Raw genomic sequence first — 3,567 nt, 5'->3', positions numbered from 1 at the left:
AGGATGGGATTTTCCATGATTTATTTTGTTTCTAACTTCTCAAACCCAGTCTAGCTGGACTTGTGTGTACACGGTAGGAGCTCAGAGGGGTTGAAGAGGAAGAGCGATCGAACTTTATGGTTTATGTTGTGTACGATCGCACATTTTGTATTTCTCGTTTGTTGCCGAGGCCAGATCCCCCTAAATCCCCCTTAAGAAGCTATGCTTTATAAACATCTTTCTTAACAAGAAATTTGACAAAAGTAACTACTTGTGTAGGAGCCATTGGGGATCTCGCTTCTGATTGAATGGCAATTATCCTGCAAAAAATGTTCATTGATATCTGCCTCTTGTAATGAGTTTGCTCAAGGGATCTGGGGGTTTTTCCCGATGGCACATTTTGGACAAACAGCAATCTAATGTTTTTCTGCCCTTGGCGGCGGTTTACCAAAATTATCACTTAGATCATCAACATAATTTGTCATAACAGCTATTTTAAACCTCTAAACATACCGATTCAAGTTGTTTTCAGTTGATTAAATAGCAGCCAACCCATCGTAATATCATCCAATCTTCTCAATCCACGCCACAAAGTCTTAACTCCTGGAACACCATCATGTTTCCGTCCCAAAAAACCTCCCAATTTAGCAATCCAACCAACCGCTTCTCCTAAAGTCGGTGGGTAAGAATGAGAATAAATTTTGTGATGAATTGTTGCATAAAGAGCCTGCCATTCTGGAGGCTCTAACAGAATTTCACAACTGGAATCGGTCGCGAGCCGAGCTTCATAAGTAATGTAAAGCAAACAGCTACAATAGAATAAGTAGCTAAAGCCATTTCTAACCTTTTTGCTGTTTCTAATTGTAGCTTCTCAATGCCACAACCACTTTTTAATACATAATGATAACGCTCAATCAACCACCGATAACTATACCATCTAACATAAGTAGTCACATCCTCAATACAAGTAATAGGTAAAGTGGTCACTAGCCACCACTCAACTGCTGACGATTCAGAAGGTGGCTCGGATTCTCTGACCAAAATAACTTGCAGTTTAATCGGACTTAATTTCTCTTGTTTAGCACGATTTTGAGGGGGTTGAATAGTTAAGGTTTTATACCGAATAGTTAAAGTCGCCAGTCGAAATGGTCGAGTCGGGTTGCGCTTCAATTCCACAGTCATTGTAACTTGCGGTTCGACCAATTCCATCTCTTCTTTAATATGGTTCGATGAAGACTCTAAACATCTGTTTTGAGTAGCTCGAATCAAAAAATCTGCTTTCTCACGGTTCGCAGATGCAAACAAGTCATAAAAGTCAGCTTCTCTATCGGCAATTGTGACTACTTGTTGCGAATTCGGGATGATAGATGACGTGTTTTTTAAAGCATCAAGCCATCTTTGACTTTCTTTTTCTTCTGTTGGTTTTTGAGAACGTAGATCCGCTTTACCTAAAAATTTTGGCTCTCTAGCCCAGACATATTGGTCGATCATGCCTAATGGTAGCCCCTCTGTTGTTGCTGCCAAAGTTGAATGTACTTTCAATCCATGAGCATATTTATTATCAAGATATCCGACTCCTTTGACTGCTTCATGCGTAGTATAATTTAATTCGGTTGTATCCTGTATTGCCAAGATAATTTGATGATTTTTAATTCTTGAAAGCGTCGCATCTACGTGTCCTTTCCTAAGCTGAGCTGGTTTTATATATGGTGAATCCCAGAAATCGTAAGTAGCCTTAGTTTCTGCCCATGTTCCACTAGCTTCAGGTACACTGGATGTTGGTTTGTTACTCAAGTTAGAAACAATTTTCATGAATCTATTTGTTCTTCTTGCGTCTCCCAATTGAGTTTTTTCTAATTCTTGTCTTACCCATTGATTGATCATTTTAACCTCATTCCTGGGCGAGCGCCCAATCGTTCAACAGCACAGATGTTAATTTTTGTCAACTTTCTTGTTAAGAAAGATGTTTATAAAGCATAGCTTAAGAAGGGGGGAGCAAGAGTGTCCCCTTCTCCTGTCGCCTCGGTTGAGATAGCGCTAGCAAGAGTGTCCCCTTCTTCTCTTGTCCCCCCCCCTTAAGAAGGCTACCGTGTACACACAAGTCCAGCTAGACTGGGTTTGAGAAGTTAGAAACAAAATAAATCATGGAAAATCCCATCCTAATTCATGCAAAACAAATCGGAAGAACAGGCTTTGGAGACAGTCCCACAGAATGAATGATCCTATAATAACAGAAAGATAACTTCAGTGTGCAGCCTATCTTATGTCTCTAAAATCTATCATGAAACTGACTGAGTACGCCAAATCTCTTTACATCAAAACAGCTAAAAAACTCAAAGGGACTGACAGACGACAATTCATGGCATTCGTAGTCAAAGGTTTGGGAATAGGTGGACAAACCTTGGCAGAACGGGAGTTGGGATGGAATAGACGCACCATCCGTAAAGGGATGCAAGAGTTGAAAAGTGGTCAGCCAATTATTGATGGGTTCCACCGTAGTGGGCGGCAACGGGTTGAAACAAAATTACCCAACTTCTTGAAGGATATTAAATCGTTAGTAGACCCACAAAGTCAAATTGACCCTAGCTTTAAAAGTACAGGATTATATACACGAATCACCGCCAGTGAAGTCCGTCGTCAACTAATAGAACAATTTGGTTATAGTGATGAAGAACTACCTTCAGTAGAAACAATTCGACGAAGATTGAATGATTTGGGTTAGAGCTTAAAACGAGTTCTTAAAACTAAACCCATCAAGAAAATCCCCGAAACTGAAGCCATTTTTAAACAGGTAACACAAATTAATACAGAAGCTGACCATGACCCTAATACTCTCCGAATCTCCATTGATGCTAAGGCGGCAGTCAAAGTTGGAGAATTTGATCGAGGTGGTAAAACTCGGATGCCAACTATTGCACTAGATCACGATTTTGCGACTGAATCAACTGTGATTCCCTATGGCATTTTTCTGCCTGAGTACAACGAGTTATTTTTATTCTTCGTTACTTCTAAACTAACGGCTGATTGTATAGTTGACTTACTTGAAAATTGGTGGCAAACGGTCAAACACCGTTTTAGTCACATTCAAAAATTGGTCATCAATCAGGATAATGGACCAGAAAATAATTCTCGTCGCACTCAGTTTAGGAAACGGATTCTGGATTTCGCCACATCATCTTAACTGACGTTACAACTGGCTTATTATCCGCCATATCATAGTAAATATAACCCGATAGAACGTTGTTTTGGTTGGTGGGAAAATCATTGGAATGGTAGTTTACTGGATACTGTTGAGACTGTAGTAAATTTCGCCAAAACTCTCACATTTAAGGATAAAAATCCAGTAGTGACATTGGTAGAAACAATTTACTCCACAGGAGTTACACTCAACAAGTTAGCTATGGCAGAAATTGAAACCCAGATTAATCGCCTCCCCAATCTTCAAAAATGGTTTGTGGAAATTTTCGCTAAACCCACATAGCTGTTGGATCATTTTTTTTGTGGAGGCCTCGGAGATCCAAGGTTGGTAAAAAGGGGGCGGCATTGTATGAGTCAATGAAACAACACCAGACAGTGATAATTCGGCAG

General features: G+C 39.9%; 2 pseudogenes. One reads left to right on the top strand and one right to left on the bottom strand.

Annotated features, from left to right (window positions below):
* Positions 1-496: 496 nt before the first annotated feature.
* A pseudogene (locus tag QUA58_RS30995) lies at positions 497-1,860 on the bottom strand (IS4 family transposase).
* A 400-nt stretch (positions 1,861-2,260) separates the two neighbouring features.
* Between QUA58_RS30995 and QUA58_RS30990 the strand changes: the two are divergent.
* Positions 2,261-3,460: pseudogene (locus QUA58_RS30990) on the top strand (ISAzo13 family transposase).
* The last annotated feature ends 107 nt before the right edge of the window (positions 3,461-3,567 follow it).

It is taken from the genome of Microcoleus sp. N9_A1 (assembly GCF_036701795.1).
Lineage (GTDB): Bacteria > Cyanobacteriota > Cyanobacteriia > Cyanobacteriales > Microcoleaceae > Microcoleus.
Note: the sequence above shows the minus strand (reverse complement) of the source record. Positions and strands in the feature narration are given on the sequence as shown.